Source organism: Micromonospora sp. A202, assembly GCF_006715105.1.
GTDB lineage: Bacteria > Actinomycetota > Actinomycetes > Mycobacteriales > Micromonosporaceae > Micromonospora > Micromonospora zamorensis.
In genome coordinates, this window is record NZ_VFMP01000001.1 from 1,759,724 (window position 1) to 1,775,575 (window position 15,852).

General features: G+C 71.2%; 15 protein-coding genes. 5 read left to right on the forward strand and 10 right to left on the reverse strand.

Annotated elements, in window-relative coordinates; translation table 11 throughout:
- Positions 1–2: 2 nt before the first annotated feature.
- From FBZ33_RS08180 to FBZ33_RS08190, 3 genes are all read right to left on the reverse strand, one after another.
- Positions 3–344, reverse strand: coding sequence for a helix-turn-helix transcriptional regulator (locus FBZ33_RS08180; protein WP_088947102.1), 342 nt, complete (start codon positions 342–344; stop codon positions 3–5).
- 223 nt (positions 345–567) lie between these two features.
- The gene (locus FBZ33_RS08185) at positions 568–1,761 is read right to left on the reverse strand and encodes an endo-1,4-beta-xylanase (protein WP_088947103.1); all 1,194 of its coding nucleotides are present in this window, start codon (positions 1,759–1,761) and stop codon (positions 568–570) included.
- Between the two features lie 341 nt (positions 1,762–2,102).
- Complete coding sequence (locus FBZ33_RS08190; protein WP_088947104.1) at positions 2,103–2,933, reverse strand: PIG-L family deacetylase; 831 nt, start codon at positions 2,931–2,933, stop codon at positions 2,103–2,105.
- Positions 2,934–3,162: 229 nt separating this feature from the next.
- Between FBZ33_RS08190 and FBZ33_RS08195 the strand changes: the two genes are divergently transcribed.
- On the forward strand, positions 3,163–4,065 hold the full coding sequence (locus FBZ33_RS08195; protein WP_255508765.1) for an alpha/beta fold hydrolase: 903 nt from the start codon (positions 3,163–3,165) through the stop codon (positions 4,063–4,065).
- Between the two features lie 8 nt (positions 4,066–4,073).
- Here the strand turns inward: FBZ33_RS08195 and prfH are convergent, their stop codons facing one another.
- Both prfH and FBZ33_RS08205 read right to left on the reverse strand, forming a co-directional pair.
- A complete protein-coding gene (gene prfH / locus FBZ33_RS08200) occupies positions 4,074–4,709 on the reverse strand; it encodes a peptide chain release factor H (RefSeq protein ID WP_141908575.1) in 636 nt (211 codons plus the stop codon).
- On the reverse strand, positions 4,706–5,893 hold the full coding sequence (locus FBZ33_RS08205) for an RNA ligase RtcB family protein (RefSeq protein WP_141908576.1): 1,188 nt from the start codon (positions 5,891–5,893) through the stop codon (positions 4,706–4,708). The genes prfH and FBZ33_RS08205 overlap by 4 nt, the downstream gene beginning before the upstream one ends.
- A gap of 168 nt (positions 5,894–6,061) precedes the next feature.
- On the opposite strand from FBZ33_RS08205, the gene FBZ33_RS08210 reads away from it, so the two are divergent.
- A complete protein-coding gene (locus FBZ33_RS08210) occupies positions 6,062–6,613 on the forward strand; it encodes an adenylate kinase (RefSeq protein WP_141908577.1) in 552 nt (183 codons plus the stop codon).
- Positions 6,614–6,734: 121 nt separating this feature from the next.
- On the opposite strand, the gene FBZ33_RS08215 is transcribed toward FBZ33_RS08210, so the two are convergent.
- On the reverse strand, positions 6,735–7,844 hold the full coding sequence (locus FBZ33_RS08215; protein WP_141908578.1) for an ice-binding family protein: 1,110 nt from the start codon (positions 7,842–7,844) through the stop codon (positions 6,735–6,737).
- A 287-nt stretch (positions 7,845–8,131) separates the two neighbouring features.
- On the reverse strand, positions 8,132–8,776 hold the full coding sequence (locus tag FBZ33_RS08220; RefSeq protein ID WP_255508766.1) for a class I SAM-dependent methyltransferase: 645 nt from the start codon (positions 8,774–8,776) through the stop codon (positions 8,132–8,134).
- A gap of 96 nt (positions 8,777–8,872) precedes the next feature.
- Between FBZ33_RS08220 and FBZ33_RS08225 the strand changes: the two genes are divergently transcribed.
- Complete coding sequence (locus FBZ33_RS08225; protein ID WP_255508767.1) at positions 8,873–9,652, forward strand: SDR family oxidoreductase; 780 nt, start codon at positions 8,873–8,875, stop codon at positions 9,650–9,652.
- A 2-nt stretch (positions 9,653–9,654) separates the two neighbouring features.
- On the opposite strand, the gene FBZ33_RS08230 is transcribed toward FBZ33_RS08225, so the two are convergent.
- From FBZ33_RS08230 to FBZ33_RS08240, 3 genes are all read right to left on the reverse strand, one after another.
- Positions 9,655–11,877, reverse strand: coding sequence for a hypothetical protein (locus FBZ33_RS08230; RefSeq protein ID WP_141908579.1), 2,223 nt, complete (start codon positions 11,875–11,877; stop codon positions 9,655–9,657).
- Positions 11,878–11,990: 113 nt separating this feature from the next.
- A complete protein-coding gene (locus tag FBZ33_RS08235) occupies positions 11,991–12,839 on the reverse strand; it encodes a nuclear transport factor 2 family protein (RefSeq protein ID WP_141908580.1) in 849 nt (282 codons plus the stop codon).
- A 33-nt stretch (positions 12,840–12,872) separates the two neighbouring features.
- On the reverse strand, positions 12,873–13,949 hold the full coding sequence (locus tag FBZ33_RS08240) for a sigma-70 family RNA polymerase sigma factor (RefSeq protein WP_141912506.1): 1,077 nt from the start codon (positions 13,947–13,949) through the stop codon (positions 12,873–12,875).
- 30 nt (positions 13,950–13,979) lie between these two features.
- On the opposite strand from FBZ33_RS08240, the gene FBZ33_RS08245 reads away from it, so the two are divergent.
- Both FBZ33_RS08245 and FBZ33_RS08250 read left to right on the forward strand, forming a co-directional pair.
- The gene (locus FBZ33_RS08245) at positions 13,980–15,167 is read left to right on the forward strand and encodes an aromatic acid exporter family protein (RefSeq protein WP_141908581.1); all 1,188 of its coding nucleotides are present in this window, start codon (positions 13,980–13,982) and stop codon (positions 15,165–15,167) included.
- Between the two features lie 91 nt (positions 15,168–15,258).
- A complete protein-coding gene (locus tag FBZ33_RS08250) occupies positions 15,259–15,783 on the forward strand; it encodes a hypothetical protein (RefSeq protein WP_141908582.1) in 525 nt (174 codons plus the stop codon).
- The last annotated feature ends 69 nt before the right edge of the window (positions 15,784–15,852 follow it).

Below are 15,852 nucleotides of genomic sequence, written 5' to 3' on the forward strand. Positions count from 1 at the left end.
GGTCAGCGGGCCTTCTTCGTGGCCCGCTTTCGAGGCGGCGTCAGCAGATCGGCGATCTGCGCGATCGCGGCGGGCACCAGGCGGTAGTACGCCCAGACCCCGCGCTTGTCCCGCTCGAGTAGGCCCGCCTCGGTGAGGATCCGCAGGTGATGACTCACTGTCGGCTGGGAGAGGTTGAGCGCCGCGGTGAGGTCGCTGACGGACGCTTCACCCTCCGGGGCGGACTGGATCAGGCTGAGCAGCCGGAGTCGCGCCGGATCGGCGAAGGCCTTCAGCACCCCCGCAAGCCGCTCGGCATCGGCCCGCTTGATCGGGTCGCCGGTGAGCGGCGAGATCGCAGGCATGGCAGTTTTCGCAGTTCCCACGCCTGCCATAGTGACACCAACACCATCAATAAGCCGGTAGAACCGGCACCAGTCCTCCGATGGCGTCCGGATGGCCGCCCGGTACGTCCGAACGTGAGTCGAACCTCGACGTCCGGGTGACGTAAGGGCCGTGTGGGGCTCCGCCGCGCCCCACACGGCCCTACGCCGGCATACGTGCCGTCGGATCAGCCGGGTCCGCGGGTCAGCGGCGGGGCCTGGGCGTGATGCGCGGCAGGACGTACGGCGGTCCAGCGAGGATCAGGTCCGACTTCAGTTCCTGGTACGCCCGCTTGGGTTGGTAGTTCTCGTCGTAGATCGTGGCCAGGCCCTCCGGCGGGTCGTCGAACCAGTCCGGCACCCAGGAGTACCTGTCGCTGAAACCCCAGACCGTGTACGACAGGCAGCTGCGCACCGCGAGGCACGCCTTCATCAGCACGCTGAAGTTGGCGGCCGACGCCTGGAGCCGAGGGTTGATCTCCTCCGAGTTGCCGGCCTGGACACCTGCCGTCATCTGACTGCGGACGTCGACCTCGGTGAAGGCGGTGGCGACGCCGAGCCCGCTGAACTTCTTCAGCGCGGCGGTCACCTGAAGGGTGTCGAAGTTGCCGTACTGCGTGCCCAGGTGGCCCTGGGAGCCGACGCCGTCGATCGGGACACCCTGTGCGCGCAGCCCCTTGGTCATGTCGTAGACGAACTGGGTCTTGTCGTCCGCCGGGTTGCCGGAGCCGAACGCCTCGATGTTGTAGTCGTTGTAGAACAGCAGGGCCTTCGGGTCGGCGGCCCGCGCCCAGCGGAACGAGTCGGCGATGTAGCCGGGCCCGAGGTTCTGCGCCCAGAAGCCCTTGTAGTGCAGGGTCGACGGGGTGTCCCACGGGTCGCTGACCGCCTCGTTGACCACGTCCCACTGCCAGATCTTGCCCTTGTAACGGTTGACGACGGTGGTGATGTGCTTGCGCAGAATCTCGCGCAGCTCCTGCTTGCTGATGGAGCCGTCGGCGACACCGGCGGTCAGCCAGGCGGGCAGTTGGTTGTGCCAGACCAGCACGTGGCCGCGCACGCTCTGCCGGTTGCGCTTGGCGAACTCGACCAGCTGGTCGGCCGCCGCCCAGTTGTAGGTGCCGCGGGTGGGCTCCAGGACCTCCCACTTCATCACGTTCTCGGCGGTGACCGAGGTGAACTCGGAGGAGGCCAGCGCGCGGTACTGCGGGTCACCGGCGTCGTTGAGGGCATCCATGTTGACCGCGGTGCCGACGTGGAGGCCGTGGCGCAGACCGAGGGCGCCGAGGCTCTGCGCCGTGGGGTCGTAGGGCCGGCTCGCGGTGGCCGGCACCGTGTTCAACGCCGCGACGGTCGCGACGGCGACCACGGCGACGGTCGTCCACTGTCTCAGCTTCATGTGCCTTCCTTTCCAGACCCTTGATCGACAATTGTCGATCAAGAAGGTGCGGGTCCGGTGTGGGCGGGTGGGGAGCGGGGTTCGGAATCGAGCGCCCTGGTCCGGGCGAGGGGCCGGTAGTTCCGGCCGGTGACCGGAAACCTGCTCGAAACGTTAAGGCCGTCTATGTCCGGGCGTCAACGCTGAAAACTTCCGGAAATTCGTCATATGACCTGCGCGGGGTCGCTTGACGGCCTCGCGAAACTTTCGGATGTCAGGGACGTTCTGCTACCGCGCTGACAGGCAACGTCGACAGGGTGGCCGACGATGCCTGGTGGCGTTACGGAAGCTGACCCGCGCAGTCAGCGCAGACCGGCGAAGAGGTCGTCCTCGGGGGTGGGCGCGCCGGTCCGGTCCCGGACCCGCACGAACGTCTCGACACCCATCAGCTCGGTGAACCGCTCGCGGCCCAGTTGCAGGAAGAAGATGTTCTCGGTCTGACTGGCGTGGGTGGCCAGCGCGTCGAACTTCTGCCCGCCATAGCTGCTCGTGTCGACCCAGGTGCTGATCTCGTCGTCGGGCAGGCCGAGCTGCGGCATCGGCTCCGCCGCCGGGTCCGGCTCGGACCACTCCACGCCGAGCTCCTGCATGATCCGGCCGAACTGCTCGAACGCCGTACGCGGCACGGTGGTCCAGTAGACCTTCGCCGGGCTGTCGGTCATCTCAACGGCGGCCATGGTGATCCGGTGCGCCTGGATGTGGTCCGGGTGGCCGTAGAAACCGTTCTCGTCGTACGTGACGATGACGTCCGGCTGGTGCTGCCGGATCAGCTCCGCGAGCCGACCCGCGGCCTCCGCGACCGGCGTCGTCCAGAACGCGCCGGGCTGGTCGTTGGTCGGCCAGCCCATCATCCCCGAGTCGGCGTAACCGAGGGTCTCCAGGCGGCTCACCTTCAGCACCGCACAGCTGGCCTCCAGCTCGGCCTGGCGCATCGCCACGACAGCGGCCGGGTCGTGCCCCGGGTCGCCCGGCTTGACCCCGCCGGGGCCGTCGCCGCACCGCCCGTCGGTGCAGGTCACCAGCACCGTCGTGATGCCCTCCGCGGCGTAGCGGGCCAGCACGCCACCGGTGCTCGTCGCCTCGTCGTCGGGGTGGGCGTGCACCGCCATCAGGGTCAGAGGTCGCTCAGCCATGCACTCACCCTACGGTCATCCCCCGACGGCCCCACGACCTCCACCGTCGTCCGGTTCGCGTCCCGCGTTCGTGGCAGACGTCCGGCTGACTTCGGGCCGGCATCCTACCCAGCTCGGCGTCCGTGCAGCGGTCCTTGCCGCAAAGCGCCATCAGGTCCGTCACCGGCCCCTACATTCGGCAGGGCCAGCAGGTCGGAGCAGTTCGGGACGCGGGGAGAGGTCGATCGCGGTGGCCGGTGCGGGGTCGTTCGCCGAGGTGAAACAGGTCGACGCCGGGGTCCTGAACGTGGGCTACGTGGACGCCGGGCCGCCGGACGGGCCCGCGGTGATCCTCCTGCACGGCTGGCCGTACGACATCCACAGCTTCGTCGACGTCGTACCGCTGCTCACCAACGCCGGCCACCGGGTCGTCGTCCCGTACCTGCGGGGCTACGGCACCACCCGCTTCCTCTCCGACGACACCATGCGCAACGGCGAACCGGCGGCCATGGGGCTCGATCTCATCGCCCTCATGGACGCCCTGCACATCGACACCGCGAAGCTGGCCGGGTTCGACTGGGGTGCGCGTACGGCGGACGTCGTGGCCGCGCTGTGGCCCGAGCGCTGCCGGGGTCTGGTCTCGGTGAGCGGCTACCTGATCGACGGCCAGGAATCGGGCAAGGTGCCGCTGCCGCCGAAGGCGGAACTGGCGTGGTGGTACCAGTACTACTTCGCCACTGAGCGCGGCCGGGAAGGGTACGCCAGGAACCGGCGCGACTTCGCCAGGCTGATCTGGCACACCGCGTCCCCCCAGTGGATGTTCGACGACGCGATGTTCGACCGCAGCGCGGCGGCGCTCGACAACCCCGACCACGTCGACATCGTCATCCACAACTACCGGTGGCGACTGGCCCTCGCCGCCGGCGAGCCGCAGTACGACGAGGTGGAGAAGCGCCTGGCCGCGAAACCGAGGATCACCGTGCCCAGCATCTCCCTGGAGGGGGATGCCAACGGCGCACCGCACCTGGAGCCCAGCGTCTACGGCAAGCAGTTCTCCGGGCGCTACGAGCACCGGACCATCGGCGGCGGTGTCGGGCACAACCTGCCGCAGGAGGCGCCGCAGGCATTCGCGGACGCGGTGCTGGAGGTCTGACCGGCGCGTCAGCCTCGGCTGCCCGGACGCTGCGGCTCCGGACGTTCCACCCGCACGGGGTCGCCGCGTACCAGTTCGTCGTGGATGCGCCACCGCGCGGTCGTGACGGCACGCCGCGCTGTCTCGTCGCCCTGCTCGATGCGGTCCCGCAGCAGTTGCAGGGCGATCCGACGGTTGAGGCTGAACTGCCGCTCCTCGTCCACCACCACGACGATGCCCGACGGACGGTGCGTCGCCCGCACCGCCGTGCTGGCCTTGTTGCGGTGCTGACCGCCGGGCCCGCCGGTGCGACAGGCGACGATGTCGACGTCCGCCTCCGAGAACGTCGTCGGCGCGGCGTCGAGGCGGGGCGGCTGGGCGGTGACGTACCAGTTCTTCCGACCGACGCTCGTCCGGTAAGGGCTGGGGGCCTGCCAGCAGAGTGTCCCGGTCCACGACCCGGCGAACGTCTCCGCGTCGGCGCCGGAGATCTCGATGAGCACCGACCGGTAGGTGCCGGCCCGGTCACCGGGCACGGCCTTGACCTGCCGGATGGTCAGACCTCGCCGGCTGCCGTCGGCGTTGAGGCGGTGCAGGAGCTGGGCCAGCGCCCAGGCGCATTCCTGCGGCCCGCGTCCGGCGGACAGCAGCAGGAGCGTGCTCACGACCCGCCTCGCCTGCCGCGGTGGCCCCGCCGGTCGGACCGCGCCGTGGACCCGAGGTCGGGCGTCTTGTAGGTGACCAGGGGAATCGTGGTGACCACCGGCGTGGCCAGCTGGTGCTCGACGAGGTCGGCGATCACCTGCTCGATGCGCTTGTAGGCGGTGGGCGCCTCCTCGAAGAGCAGTTGACGGTCGCCGCACACCACCAGCGAGCCCACCGGTGTGCGGCGCAGCTCCTCCACCGTGTGCTTGGCGCGGCCCCGGCGCAGCGCGTCGGCGCGTGACATCTTGCGGCCGGCGCCGTGCGCCACGGAGTGGTTGGCCTCCGGCCCTGCGTGGGCGGCCACCAGATAGGACGCCGTCCCCCGCGTCCCGGCGACGAGGACGTCGCGGCCGTCACCCGGCGCCGCGCCCTTGCGATGCAGGTACACCCCGTCGCGGATCTCGACCAGGTTGTGGCACTGGTCGACGATCGGGTCGGTGGGCTCGGCCCCCAACGCGTACGCGACCCGGGCCGCCAGCACCCGGCGGTTGAGCGAACCCCAGCGCACAGCGTCGTCGTGCCGCGCCAGGTAGGCGGCGGGGTCGGGGGCGGCACCGGCGCCGTGGGCCTCGGTGTGCGCCCGCAGGATCCGCTCGCCCAGACCGCGCGAACCACTGTGTACGACCAGCACGAGATCGCCGGCGTCGAGCCCGAGCCGACTCGCGTGACCCGGGTCGAAAACGGCGCCGACGCGGGCCAGCTCGACGAAGTGGTTGCCTCGGCCGACGGTCCCCAGGCCATCGAGGTGACCGGCCGGGACGTCGCCCTGAACGACGGCCCAGGCCGGGTCGTCGGCGTCCCGCTCCGGGTCCAGGGCGTGGTCGAGGTCGGGGAACCGGGAGGCCAGCCGCTCCGGTACGGCCCGCTTGAGCTTGATGGGGAACACGGCGATGCCGCAGCCGATGTCCGATCCGACCAGGAACGGGTACAGCACCGTCGACGCCATGGCCGCGCCGATGGGGGCGCCCTTGCCCGGGTGCAGGTCCGGCATCGCGGCAACGTGGACCATGCCGTCGAGGGCGGCCACCTGCTGACACTGCGCGAGCGCAGCGGACTCGATCCAACTCGCGGCCGACGCGAACACCGCGACGGAGGCACAGGTGGGGGAGGGTGTGGAAATCCGAGGGGGGTGGTGCTCAGACAAGGGGTACTCACTTCTCGCTGAGAAGGTGGAAACGGACGACGTCACACCGCCGGGAGGCGTCACCGGGGGCGGAGCGGGGAGGGAGTCCGTCAGTACGTCATGGACGCCACTCTCGCCGAGCGCACCGGGTACGACAAACGATTTTCCTTCGCGTCGTACGCTGCCGCGATGAGCGCACCGCGTCGCATCCTGATCTACGGCGTGTACGGCTCCGGCAAGTCCACCCTCGCCGCACGGCTGGCCGACCACCTAGGGCTGCCCTGGTATCCGGTGGACGACCTGGTCTGGCAGCCGGGCTGGGTCGAGGTGCCGGTCGCCCAGCAGCGCAGCAGGATCGAGGAAGTCTGCCGACGGGACCGCTGGATCATCGACGGGGCGTACCACGGCTGGCGGGACGTTCCGCTGGCCCGTGCCGACCTGGTGGTCGGCCTGGACTATCCACGGTGGCGCTCGTTCTGGCAGCTGCTGCGGCGCACCGTACGTCGGGTGGTGACGGGTGAGGAGATCTGCAACGGCAACCGTGAGTCGTTGGGCAGTGTGCTGTCCGGGGACTCGATCCTGCTGTGGCACGCCACCGCGTTCGGTCGGACGCGACGGCGGATGCGGGCCTGGCGGAGCGACGCTTCCGTGCCGCCCGTGGTGTTGCTGCGCTCCCCGGCGGAACTGGACGACTGGCTGGCCGGCCTGCCCCGCCGGGGTGTCGACCCGAACCCTGCCTGACATGCTCGCGGGCACCGCCACACCCGTCGTCGGCCCACCCCTGATCGGGAGTGGGCCGACGACGAACGGGATGACAGTGCCTGGAGTGGTCCGGCCGGCAGTTCACCGGCCGGACCACCGATCAGGACTCCTGACGTCGACGCCGCGCGAGGAAGAACGCGAACGCGCCCAGCACGACCATCACACTTCCGATGCCCGTCATGGCCGGGACCACACTGCCGCCGGTCACCGGCAGGATGGGGCCCTTGCCACCAGGGCTACCAGGCGCTCCGGGGCTGCCAGGCGCTCCGGGGCTGCCGGGGGCTCCGGGGCTGCCCGGCGCTCCGGGTGCTCCAGGGCTGCCAGGCGTTCCCGGTGCACCGGGGCTGCCGGGTGCTCCTGGGCTACCGGGTGCGCCGGGGCTGCCGGGTGCGCCGGGGCTGCCGGGTGCGCCGGGGCTGCCGGGCGGGCCGGACGGGCCGGCGGGGCCGGTGGGTCCGGGCGGACCGGTCGGTCCCGCACACACCGGTGCGGTGATGACGTTGTTGTCGAGGGTGACCGCCTCGGTTCGTGCCAGCGCGCGGCCCTGGAGGGTCGCGCCCGTGGCCATCGTGATCGCCGCCTGCGCCATGATGGTGCCGACGAAGGTCGTCCCCGTGCCGATCGTCGCCGAACTGCCGATCTTCCAGAACACGTTGCAGGCCGAAGCCCCGTTGATCAGCACGACGCTGCTGTTCGACGCCGTCGTCAACGAGGAGTCGACCTGGAAGATGAACACGGCCGAGGGGTCGCCCTGCCCGTTGAGGGTCAACGGTCCGGTGAGCTGGGCCGCCCCGATCCGATAGACCCCTTCGTTGAGCGTGTTGCCGCCGAGTTCTGCGGGCAGGTTGGTGAACGGGGTCCGACCGGCGGCGTCGTTGAAGGCGATGGTCAGGTCGCTCTGGGCTTGGAGAGCGACCGCGTCGCCGAGGTGGATCTCGCCACCGATGGTCGCCGTTTCGAAGCCGGCCGCGGTGTTTCCTGGGAACCGCCCGAGGCTCTGCGCCAGGAAGCTGGCGCCGGTGTTGGTGGGCTCGGCCCCGGCCAGGACGGAGAAGTTCGCCGCCGTCCCGAGGTTCACCGGCGCTTCCTGCGCGCTGGCGGCAGTCGAGCTGAAGAGCAGTAGGCTCGCCGCCACTGTAGCGGCGGTTCCGGCCGCGAGCGCCGGCAACACCACCCGCCGCCGTAGGCCGAGTCTCGGTTTCACTGTCACAGAACATCCTCCGTGGGTACTACTCGCGGGAACGCGTCTCGTGAGCCGTGTCCTGCGCGCGTTACGGCCGATATGGCGCCGACAAGCGGCGCTGACCACCACATCACGCACACCGAGTGAATGCCCGCAAAACGGAATAATCGACCGCAGTCGTCCGTACAAATAGGATTGGACCTCACGTTCGCGTTCGACGGTCTCGCGTTTGCGCCCCGGCCCACTGCCACGACGACCCGCGCCGGTTCGACCTCGCGCCGCCCGATCTCAGGGCAGCGGGTCGGCCGCCTCCACTATCGGGCCGCCGGCCAGGTCGCGCGCCCGTGTACGCAGGGCGAGGACGGGCTGTTGCTGCCAGCCGGAAAATGGAACCGGCGCAGCTCCTCGATCACGAACCCTGCGTCCGTGATCGCGGCGATGGTGTCCCGGCCGGTGTGGCAGCCGGCGAACAGCTTCGGCCACAGTGTCGCGTCGAGCAGCCGCTGGGTCCGGTGCAGCCTGCTGGCCTCGTCCGCGGCGACGTGCTCGAAGAACCGCAACTCGCCACCGGGGCGTAGCGTCCGGCCGATCTCGGCCAGCGCGCTCGCCTGATCGGGCACGGTGCACAACACCAACGCGACCACCGCCGCGTCGAACTCGCCGTCGCGTGCCGGCAGGCTCTCGGCCAGGCCGTCGACGACAGTGATCGGAACCGGCGCGGTCGGTGCCGCGCGCTCGGCGGCGGCCCGTAGCCGGCGTTCCGGCTCGACCGCGACGACCTCGCTCACCCCCGGCGGGTAGTGGGAGAACATCCGCCCGTTGCCCGCGCCGACCTCGATCACCCGGCCGGACAGACCGGCGACCAGGTCCCGCCGGAACTCCGCCGTGCCGGCACGGTCCATGGCGACGCTGAGCCGCTCGTAGACCCGGGCGAACACCGGGTGGGACACCGTAGCCACGTCGACCTCCGGGAAGCGGGTGGAACAGTTCTCCCGCGATTGTCCTGCATCGGCGCACGCTTTCCGTCTTACTGGTTGGCAGCACGATTCGACCAGGTGCAGACAGGACGTGGTACGGCCATGAAGATCGTCGTCATCGGAGGCAGCGGCCTCATCGGTTCCAAGCTCGTGGACAGCCTCGCCGGACAGGGCCACGAGGCGGTGCCGGCTTCGCCGAAGACCGGCGTGAACACACTGACCGGCGAGGGAGTCGCCGACGTGCTCACCGGCGCCGAGGTCGTCGTGGACGTGTCGAGCTCGCCGTCGTTCGAGGACAAGGCCGTGCTGGAGTTCTTCGAGACGTCCACCCGGACGCTCCTCGCCGCCGCGTCGGACGCAGGGGTGGGCCACTACGTCGCGCTCTCCATCGTCGGTTGTGACCGGATCCCGGACAGCGGTTACATGCGGGCGAAGGTCGCCCAGGAGAAGCTCATCGTCGCGTCCGGAACCCCGTACTCGATCGTGCACGCCACCCAGTTCTTCGAGTTCCTCCAGGGCATCATCGACGCCGGCACGGACGATGACACCGTGCACCTCGCGCCGGTGCTCATCCAGCCGATGGCCGCGGACGACGTCGCGGCCGCGGTGGCCGAGGCCGTGGTCGCAGCGCCGACGAACGCCGTGGTCGAGGTCGCCGGCCCGGAGCAGTTCCGTCTCGACGAACTGGGCCGGTCGATGCTCGCCGCCCGGCAGGACCCTCGTTCGGTGGTGGCCGACCCCGACGCCCGCTACTTCGGCGCCAAGCTGGGCGAACGCTCCCTCGTTTCCACCGACGGCGCCCGCATCGCCGGTACGCGTCTCGACGACTGGCGCGCCCGGACGGCCGGCGGTCGCTGACGCTACGTCGGGGTGTCTGGCGGATCGGCTCGCCCGAGACGCTGCACCAACTCCCGGACCACCTCGGTGAAGTGCTGGTCGGACTCGCCCGGCCAGTGTCCCTGGATGGGTGGGGGGACGCTGTCGCTGGGCGGCGTCACCACGTCGCGAGGGTCGCGATACCGGCGATCCACCGTGGCGGCCGGGCCGCTGGCGCAGGCCGGCGCGTGCGGCCGGTGAGCGGAGAAGATCCAGCCGCCGATGGGGTCGGCGTCACTCCACAGGTTCACCCACCGCCAACCGACCCGGTGGCCGATCTCGTGCAGCGCCGCGTCGTCGACGTACGCGGGGAAGAGCCGCGCGTAGAGGCGGCGCAGCGGTGACCCGTGGGTGAGCAGAGCGACCCGACCGCCGACGTGCGGCGGCAACTGGAGCACCGTCGCGGCGAGCAGGACCGAGCCGTGGCTGTGCCCGGTGAGCAGCACCGCGTCGCCGCGCCCGACGAGGTACGTGATGCGGCGGGCCAGCTCCGGCACGGCCCGCTCGGAATAGCAGGGCGGCGCGAACGGGTGGGCGGCCCGAGGCCAGAAGGTGCCGAGGTCCCAGAGGACACCGATGTGCCGACGGAACGGCACGGTCCGGTAGGCGAAGATGCCCCCGACGAGCAGGCCGAGGATGATCGCCGCGATCACCCAGCTGCCGAACGCGATGCCGAAGATGACCGAGTCCGCGGGCAGACCGACGTTCCGCTCGATGACGTCGTCCGGGAACTGCCCCAGCAGGCCGACGGTGGTGGTTGCCGTGGCGAGTCCGGTGAGACAGCCGTAGAGCACGGCCAGCGGCACCAGTTTCTCGGTGAAGCGAGCCCGGGCGATCGCGTCCCGGACCTGCCGCAGTCGCGGCCCGGCCTCGGCCGGGGCGTCCGGGTAGTCGTGGGCGACGATCGCCGCCGCGGATCGGCGCCGACTGCGCCGGGAGAGCACGATGACGAGGCCGGCGACGATCACGGTGGCCAGCAGCGCCCGGAAGAAGCCGTAGATCGCCCAGGTGTACGCCCGAGGCGGACCGGTCGCGATGCCCTCCCCGGTCGGCACGTCGCGATCGAGGAAGTCCGCCACCCGGTAGACCAACTCCGCTGAGTACGCCACCGCCAGGCTGATCCCGGTGGCCGCGACCACGAGGGCGCCCAGCCCGAACAGCGGGGTGGCGCCGCGATTCCGGCGGCAGAGCAGCACCACGCCCAGAGCGGCCAGCAGCGCCGTCTGTGCGACGAACAACCCGGCCAGGTGCGTCTCGTAGCCGGGTAGTCCGTGCCCCTCGTGCCACTGCGGTGGACCGGTCGCCAGGTGAGCCAGGACGACGACGGTCAGGACGACGGCGACGGTCCGCAGAGTACGGGTGACCCGGTCGAGCCGCGGGTCCCCGGCGGCCCGGTCGATCAACGGTGGCGTGCAGAGCAGCACCGCGCAGACCACCAGTACCACTGCGGTGACGACCGTCAGCGTGATCGTGATCGCCGTGGCGCCGCTCGCGGCCCGGGCCAGGAGCAGGGTGAGGTCCAGCGTCGCGAACGCGGCGGCGACATGGATGGAGCGCAGCCGGCCCACCAGCGGCTCGGCGTCCCACTGCCCGACGGTGCCGAGCCGCGACCCCGAGAACTCCCGATCGGGTGCGCGAAACGCCTCGAACGTCCGACCCGGGCGGTTGCTGATCCGCCAGATCAGGCCGATCGCGGCGGCCGGGACCAGCGCGAGCACCGCCAGTCGCAGTCCGACCGGTCGTCCGCTCAGCCAGGACAACCAGCTGCGCCCGGCCAGGCAGCGCGGCGAGGAGAGGCATTTCCAGCCGACCAGATCCACTGCGACGCCGGCGATGGCGAGCACGTACAGCACGGTGAGCGTGAGCGCCAGCAGCCGGCACAGCGACTTGACCACCGCCTCGGAGCCAGGGTTCGCCGGGCGCATCCAGATCGCGACGTTGACCAGCATGAAGGGCAGCAGGAAGACCACCGCCAGGGTGCGGGCCACGGTCCCGGACGGCAGATCACCCCAGCGGTACGCCTCCAGCGTCACTCCGTGCGCGCCGGTGCTGTCCTCGCACCGGGACCGCGGCCGGTAGAAGCCACCGCTGCGGTCACCCGCGACCTGCGCCGTCTGCTGAAGGTCGAGCACCTGTGCGGCGCTCGCGCCCGAGACGCCGTGCACCCGCAGCTCCACGACATCGCGGGGGATGTCCGACCCCCTCAACCGCGCTGATCCATGCGACGACCCCCCGAGGCGCTCGGCAGCCCCGTCTACCCGATGCGGACGGCCTCAACCGCACGAGCTGACGGGAGCGGGTTGGTGACCGTTGGCGAGGCTCAGTGCTCCCGGTCGGGTGTCAGGTCCGTCCTCGCCTGCCCGGTGCCCGGGTCGAAGGGGAACGACACGTGCTGGTGGATCATCTCCCAGCCCCGACCGGCCCGCTGGAAGACGCGGGTGCCCCGCGACCAGCTCACGATCGTGGTGCCGTCCGGCTGCTGCGCGGTCATCCGGTTGAGGCCCCACGACACGGCCAGGTCGTCGCGGGCGATGACCGCCAGGTCCGGAACGGTCCAGGTGACGATGCCGGTGCTGGCGTCGAGGCCGTTGGCGCAGACCTCGCGAACCTCGTCGCGGCCGACGTACTCCAGCGGCAGTTCGTGCTCGTACGACACGACCGTCGCGGCGACGGGCTCCATGATCCCGTCGAGATCCTTCGCCTCGGTGGCCTCGTACCAGCGCTCGTGCAGTGACCACACCTCCCGCTCGGAGGTCTCGCGGTCGTCGGCGCCGCTGTCGTCGGCGAACGAGTGGTGCTCGTGCGCCACGACCCACGAGCCGTTCTCCTTGCGCAGCCCGAGAGTCAGGCGCAGCAGGAGCTCGGGCCGCCTGGCGAGGTCCTCGGGGGTGCCGCAGCGCAGCAGCGCGTTGGCGTAGGCGAGGGTGTCGCCGGCGGTGATGTCGAGGCTGGTCAGCTCGAAGACGGCCCCCGACGCCTGCCACCGGAAGAAGTCGGGCCAGGTCCGCTCGTACGCCTCGATGCCCCGGACCCCCTCATGCGGCGGGGGTACGTCGTACATGACGATGTCCGCGGAGTGGCGGGCGAGGACGCCGGGCAGGTCACCGGCATGGACCGCCTGCACCCACCGCTCGATCAGCTCGCGGATCTGTGTCTCGTCGTCGGCCATGGTGCTCCCTCGTGCGTCGGGTTGCTCTCACCTCTACAACCCGCGCGGAGCGACAAACTCATCGCCGTGTGCCGACCGGATCTGCTCAGCCTGATCCAGGTGGGTCGGCAGACCGCACATGGGCAGGGTCTCCGGGGTCAGGAACGACACCACCTCGGCGATCCGGTCGCCGCGCAGCGCGACGACGTCCAGCGCCGCCGCCGTGAAGACCGACGCTTCCGGGTTCCAGAGGTACGTCCCGAAGGCGAGCTGCCCGTTCGCGTACGTCGGGACGAACCGCCACCGCACCGCCAACGGGCCGTCCAGCAGGAACTCTCGGATGGCGTCGCGGCCCTCGTACCACCGGGGCAGCGGCGGCATCGAGTACCGGGCGTCGTCGGTGAGCATCGCCAGGATGGCCTCGACGTCGCCGCGCTCCCACGCGGTCACGTACCGCCGTGCCAGTTCGCGCACGGTGTCGTCGCCGAGGCTGCTCAGCTCCGCCTGCTGGCTCTCGGCCGGGCGCAGCGCGTCCACGACCCGTCGGGCCCGTTGCAGGGCGCTGTTGACCGCCGGGGTGGAGGTGCCGAGCAGGTCGGCCACCTCGGCGGCGGGGTAGCCGAGCACCTCCCGCAGCAGCAGCACGGCCCGCTGTCGGCCGGGCAGGTGTTGCAGCGACGCGACGAAGGCGAGCTCCAGGTGCTCGCTGTCGATCACCCGCTGCGCCGGGTCCCGCTGTTCCGGAGGCAAGGAGCGTCGGTCCGGGTACGGTCCGAGCCAGGCCGTCTCGGCCACGGCGGCGGCGCCCGGGGTCAGGTCGGTCGGCAGCTCCCGGCGGCGACCCCGGCCCTCGATCATGCTCAGGCACCGGTTGGTGGCGATCTTGTAGAGCCAGGCTCGCAGAGTGCCGCGATCCTCGTACCGGTGCTGGTTCTGCCAGGCCCGCGTCAGCGTCTCCTGCACCGCGTCCTCGGCGTCGTGGAAGGAACCGAGCATCCGGTAGCAGTGGGCGGTCAGCTCGTCGCGGTGCTCGTCGATCAGCCGAGCGAACGTCACGGTCGTGGAGCCTACCGTCGGCCCGGCCGTCGCGCGCCTGCTCGCTGGCGCCGATCGATCGGCGGGGGAGGGGATTGATCCGACCAGGGTGGGGTAGGTGCGGCCATGGTCGCTGCCGGTCGGCGCGGAGCGGACGGTGGCGTTCCGGCACGTGCCGGGGACACCGCCCACGGCGGCCTGGCGAACACCGCGGCCCGGCTGCTGGACCGTGCGCTGGACACGGTGCGGGAGCGGTTCCGCCGGGTACGCGCCGTCGGCGGCCTCGCCCTGCAGGCCGGGCTGGCTGCGGCGCTGTCCTGGTTCGTGGCGCACGAGCTGCTGCACGTGTCGCAGCCGGTGTTCGCGCCGATCTCCGCCGTCTCGACCCTCGCCGCGTCCGTCGGTCAACGGCTGCGTCGCACCGTCGAGCTGATCCTCGGCGTCACCGTCGGGGTGCTGATCGGCGATCTGCTGCTCCTGGTGATCGGCACCGGCTGGTGGCAACTCGCCCTGATCGTCGTGCTGGCGATCATGGTCGCGTTGTTCCTCGCGGGCAGTGCCGCGGTGGTGATCCAGGCTGGCGCGACGGCGGTGCTCATCGCCACGCTCAGCCCGTCGATCCGCGACCTGGAGGTTCCCCGGTTCGTGGACGCGCTCGTCGGGGGAGGGGTGGCGCTGCTGGTCACCGCCGTGCTGCTGCCGCTGAACCCGCTGCGGGTGCTCAACCGGGCCGCGCGCCCGGCATTGGATCTCCTGGCCGCCCAGCTCGACGCCACCGCCGACGCGCTGGCCGAGCGTGATGCCGCTCGCGCGCGTACCGCCCGCAGCGAGCTGCGGCAGAACAAGGGCCCGCTGAAGGCGTTCGTCGAGGCGACCCAGGGCGCCCGGGAGGCCAGCACCCTGTCACCGGTGCACTGGCACCAGCGACGGGGGCCGGTGGGCCGCTATGCGCAGGCGGCGGAGCCGATCGACCGGGCGATGCGCAACAGCGGAACGTTGATCCGTCGGTCGGTGACGCTGATCGAGGACCGCGAACCGGTCCCGGAGCCGCTGCCGAGGGCGGTGGCCGATCTCGCCGAGGCCGTCCGGCTGCTCAAGCGGCAGTTCGCCGCGGGTGACGAGCCGGACCGGGCGCGCAAGCAGGCCCTGTTGGCGGTCGAGACGGCCGGTCACGCCTACCGGGAGGGCGTCGGCTTCTCCGGTGCGGTGGTGGTGGCGCAGGTTCGTACGACGGTCAGCGACCTTCTGGTGGCCATAGGACTGAGCCAGGAAGACGCGAATCGCCTGGTCAGGCGCTCGTTCGGTGGCCTCTGAGCGCCTGCCGGCCGGACCGTGACGGAGCCAATGGCATCACCTTGAGCCATGGGTGTTGCATGTTGAGCCAAAATGGTGCCATGATGGTGCCATGGAGCTGAGGTCATACGTCGAGAACCTGCGTGACGAGTTCGCCGTGGCTGCGGAGGGCGTCGACGCGGACGGCCGCGCGCTGGCCGAGCGGCTCTTCGCCCAACTGGAGGCCGCTACCCGACTCACCCTGCTGGAGGCGCTGTCCGACGCAGCCGACGAGATCACCCGCGAGCTGGCACCGGGCTCGGTGCACGTCCGGCTGCGTGGGCGCGAACCTGACTTCGTGGTCACCCCGGCCAGCCCGCCGCTCGACGAGCCGAGCGAGGCCACCGGGCCGCAGGCACCCCCTGCGCCGGTGCTCCCACCGGACGGCGACGACGGCGGCACCTCACGGATCAACCTCCGGCTCCCCGACCACCTGAAGGCCAGCGTCGAGGAGGCCGCCGGGCGAGCCGGGCTGTCGGTCAACGCCTGGCTGGTGCGAGCCGTCGCCGGTGCCATCGGGGCGGGCGACACCGAACGTCGTCCACCCCGGCGGGTGGAGCCGCGCTCCGGGCAGCACTTCACCGGCTGGGCCCGCTGACCCTCCGTACCCCTTTGTTTTCGCGCCGCTGACCAGCGGCGACATTCACCGACCACCTTTCGGGAGACC